This window comes from Acetatifactor sp., from assembly GCF_982438285.1.
Map to the genome: position 1 here is coordinate 1 of NZ_CEWDFQ010000269.1, position 4,344 is coordinate 4,344.

A 4,344-nucleotide genomic window follows, 5' to 3' on the forward strand; every position below is an offset into this window, starting at 1 on the left:
TGTGAGATAGAGTACTATCTACATGGGGAGTCTTATTTTTGATTGGATGTGGAGATCGCTATGGAGAGAGGAAAGCAGTGTGAGAAGGAAATACGGATATCCGTCAGAGGCCTGGTGGAATTTCTTTTGCGCTGTGGGGATATTGACAACAGACGCACGGCAGCTCCTGACAATGCCATGCAGGAGGGAAGCCGTATTCACCGCATGATTCAGCGGAGTATGGGTGCGGATTATCAGGCGGAAGTCCCGCTGCGTCACTTTTGGGAGACAGAGCAGTATACGCTGGTGGTGGAAGGAAGGGCGGATGGAATCATCGACAATGACAAGGAGACAGTCATCGATGAAATCAAGGGAACCTACCGGGATGTGGCAAGAATGAAGGGCCCTGTGCCCGTCCATGCAGCCCAGGCAAAGTGCTATGGTTATCTGTATGCCCTGCAGAAGAAAAAGGAAAAGCTCAGGGTGAGGATGACCTACTGCAACCTTGAAACAGAAGATATCCGCTACTTTTATGAGGATTATACCTTTGAGGAGCTGGAGAGATGGTTCCTGGGGCTTTTGGAGGATTACAGAAGGTGGGCGGATTATGCCTGGCAGTGGAAGGAGACACGCCAGGTATCTATCGCCGGACTGGAATTTCCTTTTTCCTATAGAGAGGGGCAAAGGGATCTGGTTTCCCATGTGTACAGAACCATATATCATAAAAAAAAGCTGTTTCTGGAAGCACCCACAGGAACAGGCAAAACGATCTCTACCCTATTTCCTTCCATAAAGGCTGTGGGACAGCAGATGGCGGATCGAATCTTTTACCTGACGGCGAAAACCATTACCAGAACTGTGGCGGAGGATACCTTGAACCTTCTGCGTCAAAAGGGGCTTAGATGGAAAAGCGTGATACTCACTGCAAAGGAAAAAATATGTTTTTTAGAGGAAATGGAGTGCAATCCGGAGAAGTGCTCTTATGCAAAAGGACATTACGACCGTATTAACGATGCCATATATGATCTTTTGGTGAATGAGGAGAGCTTTACTAGAGAAAAAATCGAGGAATATGCAAAGAAGCATCAGGTCTGCCCTTTTGAAATGTGCTTGGATATGAGTCTGTTTTCGGACTGTGTGATATGTGATTACAATTATCTGTTTGATCCCCATGTTTATTTAAAACGCTTTTTTGGGGATGGGGTTCACGGGGAATATATTTTCCTGATTGACGAGGCCCACAATCTTCTCGAAAGAGGCAGAGAGATGTACAGCGCGGTTCTTGTAAAAGAAGATTTTCTGGAAATCAGGCGGGAAGTAAAACAGACAGTTATGTCGGAAAGAGAGCAAAAACATAGAGAAAATCAAGTACAGGGACAGCTGACACTAGATATGACAAATATGTCGGTTATAGAACGGGAGAGAGAGGAGAAAGCCTCCGGGGAAGAGGATACGGATTTTGGCAAAGGGGGGAGGGGAGCAGTAAGCGTTCTCACAAGGCAGGGGTATGGAGAAAAGCTGGAGTATCACCTGGACCGGTGCAACAAGGAGCTTTTGGCCTTGAAACGGGAATGTGAGGACTACAGGCTGATAGACAGCGTGGACTCTTTTGTGCAGGCGCTGACGCGCCTGCATTCTGTGCTGGATGAATACCTGGACGAGCAGGAGGAGGCAGCGCCTCCGGTCCGGGAAAGGCTTCTTGATTTTTTCTTTGAGATCAGTCATTTTCTGGATATTTATGAGCGCCTTGATGAGCATTATGTAAAGTACACCTTGCTTGCGCAGGATGGCAGGTTTCTGATCAAGCTTTTCTGCGTGAATCCCCGGGAGAATCTGAAGGAGTGTATGCTTAGAGGCAGAAGCACCATTCTCTTTTCCGCCACCTTTCTTCCCATACAATATTACAAGGGGCTGCTGGGAGGAGACAGTGAGGATTATGAGGTGTATGCGAAAACGGTATTTCATCCTGAAAAGAGAGGCTTGTTTATTGCGGGGGATGTGACCAGCAGATATACCAGAAGATCGGAGGAGGAATTTTTTAACATTGCCAGATATATTGATGAGATCGTAAAAAACCGGCATGGAAATTATATGGTGTTCTGCCCCTCCTATTCCTTTTTGCAGGAGGTGTATGAAAAATATCAGGAGCATTTTGCGGATGAGACCAGAGAGTGTATTTTGCAGAGTGATTACCGCAGAGAAGAGGAACGGGAAGCGTTTTTAGCCAGATTTACGGAAAATGAGGGAAGCGGCCAGGAGGAGAAGATTTTGATTGGCTTTTGTGTGCTTGGGGGCATTTTCGGAGAGGGGATTGACTTAAAGCGGGATAGCCTCATCGGGGCTGTCATAGTGGGAACTGGTCTGCCTCAGGTATGCAGCGAGAGGGAAATCTTGAAAAACTATTTTGACCAAATGGGTGAAAATGGCTTTGATTATTCTTATCGTTTTCCGGGGATGAATAAGGTGCTGCAGGCGGCGGGGCGTGTGATACGCACTGCAGAGGATGTGGGCATTGTGGCGCTTTTGGATGAACGCTTTCTCCAGCCTGGCTATTGCAGGCTCTTTCCCAGAGAATGGGAGTATTTCCAGGAGGTCAGCCTGCATACCGTAGCCGGAAGGGTGGAGCGCTTCTGGGATTCCTGGCTTTGATGGCTGAAATGTTGTTAAAATGGCAGAAATGACATCAAAAAATATGGAAATGACATTGGAAAAATGGTAAAATGACAAGTGTGTATATGTGGATAACTCTGTGGATTTGGTGGATTTCTCGGAATCCGGCGCCAAAAAAATGACATTTGATTCAGTGGAAGGGTAAAAAAACCTGCAGGCAAAGCTGCAATGATACTGAACTGGTCAATAGAACTTATCCGAATCACAAAGTGAGAAAAGAAAGAAAGGATGAAAAGAAATGTGGGCTTACGAAAGTGTTTTTTACCAGATATATCCTATGGGATTTAGCGGCGCTCCCTTTGAAAACGACGGCAGGCTGGAGCACCGCATCAAAAAGGTGGAGGAGTGGATTCCGCATATGAAAAAGCTGGGGATCAATGCAGTTTATTTTTCCCCTGTCTTTGAGTCGGATTCCCATGGCTACAATACCAGAGATTACCGAAAGATTGATGTGCGGCTGGGCACCAACGAGGATTTTGGGCAGGTCTGCAGAGCGCTTCATGAAAATGGCATCAAGGCGGTGCTGGATGGTGTGTTCAATCATGCAGGAAGAGGGTTCGGGCCTTTTTTGGATGTAAAGAAGAACAGGGAGAATTCCCCCTATGTGGACTGGTTTTACCGGATCGATTTCAACGGCAATTCCGTCTATGACGACGGCTTCTGGTATGAGGGCTGGGAGGGAAACTACGGCCTTGTAAAGCTGAACCTGCGCAATGAGGCGGTGATTTCCTACCTTTTTGAGAGCGTAAAGCAGTGGGTGGAGGAATTTGATATTGACGGGCTGCGTCTGGATGTGGCTTACAGTCTGGACGAGGACTTTGTGAGGCGGCTGCGCAGCTTTACGCAGACGTTAAAGGAGGACTTTTATCTGGTGGGGGAGATGATTCATGGAGATTACAACCGTCTGGTAAATGATCAGATGCTGCACTCCGCCACCAATTATGAATGCTACAAGGGGCTCTACAGCAGCTTCAACAGCATGAATCTCTTTGAGATCAATCATTCTCTGATGCGCCAGTTTGGCCCCGAGGATTGGACGCTTTACAAGGGAAAGCATCTGCTCTCTTTTGTGGACAATCACGATGTAACCCGGATTGCCAGCATTCTGACCAATGAAAAGCATCTGCCGTTAGTCTATGCCCTTTTGTTCGGCATGCCTGGCACGCCTTGTGTATATTATGGAAGCGAGTGGGGAACTAAGGCGAAGAAGGAAGAAGGGGACCCGGCCCTTCGCCCTTGCTTCGAGGAGCCTGTGTGGAACGAGCTGGGGGAATGGATTGCCAGGCTCAGCGAAGCGAAGAAGCATTCCAAGGCTTTGAACTATGGCGGCTTCCGCTCTGTTTTGCTTACCAATAAGCAGTGCATTTTTGAGAGAAAAACAGATGAGGAAAGAGTGCTTGTGGCAATAAATGCCGATCAGGAGGAGTTTGTGGCTCATTTTGACGCCGGGTGCGGCACGGCGGTGGACCTGATTGGCGGAAAAACTCATGATTTTGGCGGTGGAAGCAGGCTTCCAGGCTACAGCGCCTTCTTCTGGAAAATGGAAAAATAGCAGATTTTCTTTAGAAAGGCGGTGCTCCGGACAGCTTCGGGGCGCCGCCTTTCTTAAGGATATCTTTAGAATGTCTTTGGCAAATATATATTGACATACAATATTATATGCTATATAGTATAGACACAAAGCAGATATTATAT

Annotated in this window: 2 protein-coding genes; both read left to right on the plus strand. The window is 47.3% G+C overall.

The genetic code is table 11. From position 1 onward, the window contains the following. Positions 1-60 precede the first annotated feature (60 nt). The gene (locus tag AC1WIP_RS12160) at positions 61-2,628 is read left to right on the plus strand and encodes an ATP-dependent DNA helicase (RefSeq protein ID WP_481142076.1); all 2,568 of its coding nucleotides are present in this window, start codon (positions 61-63) and stop codon (positions 2,626-2,628) included. A gap of 259 nt (positions 2,629-2,887) precedes the next feature. Then, entirely contained in the window at positions 2,888-4,201 is a 1,314-nt protein-coding gene (locus AC1WIP_RS12165; RefSeq protein ID WP_481142077.1) for an alpha-amylase family glycosyl hydrolase, read from the plus strand. Positions 4,202-4,344: the final 143 nt, after the last annotated feature.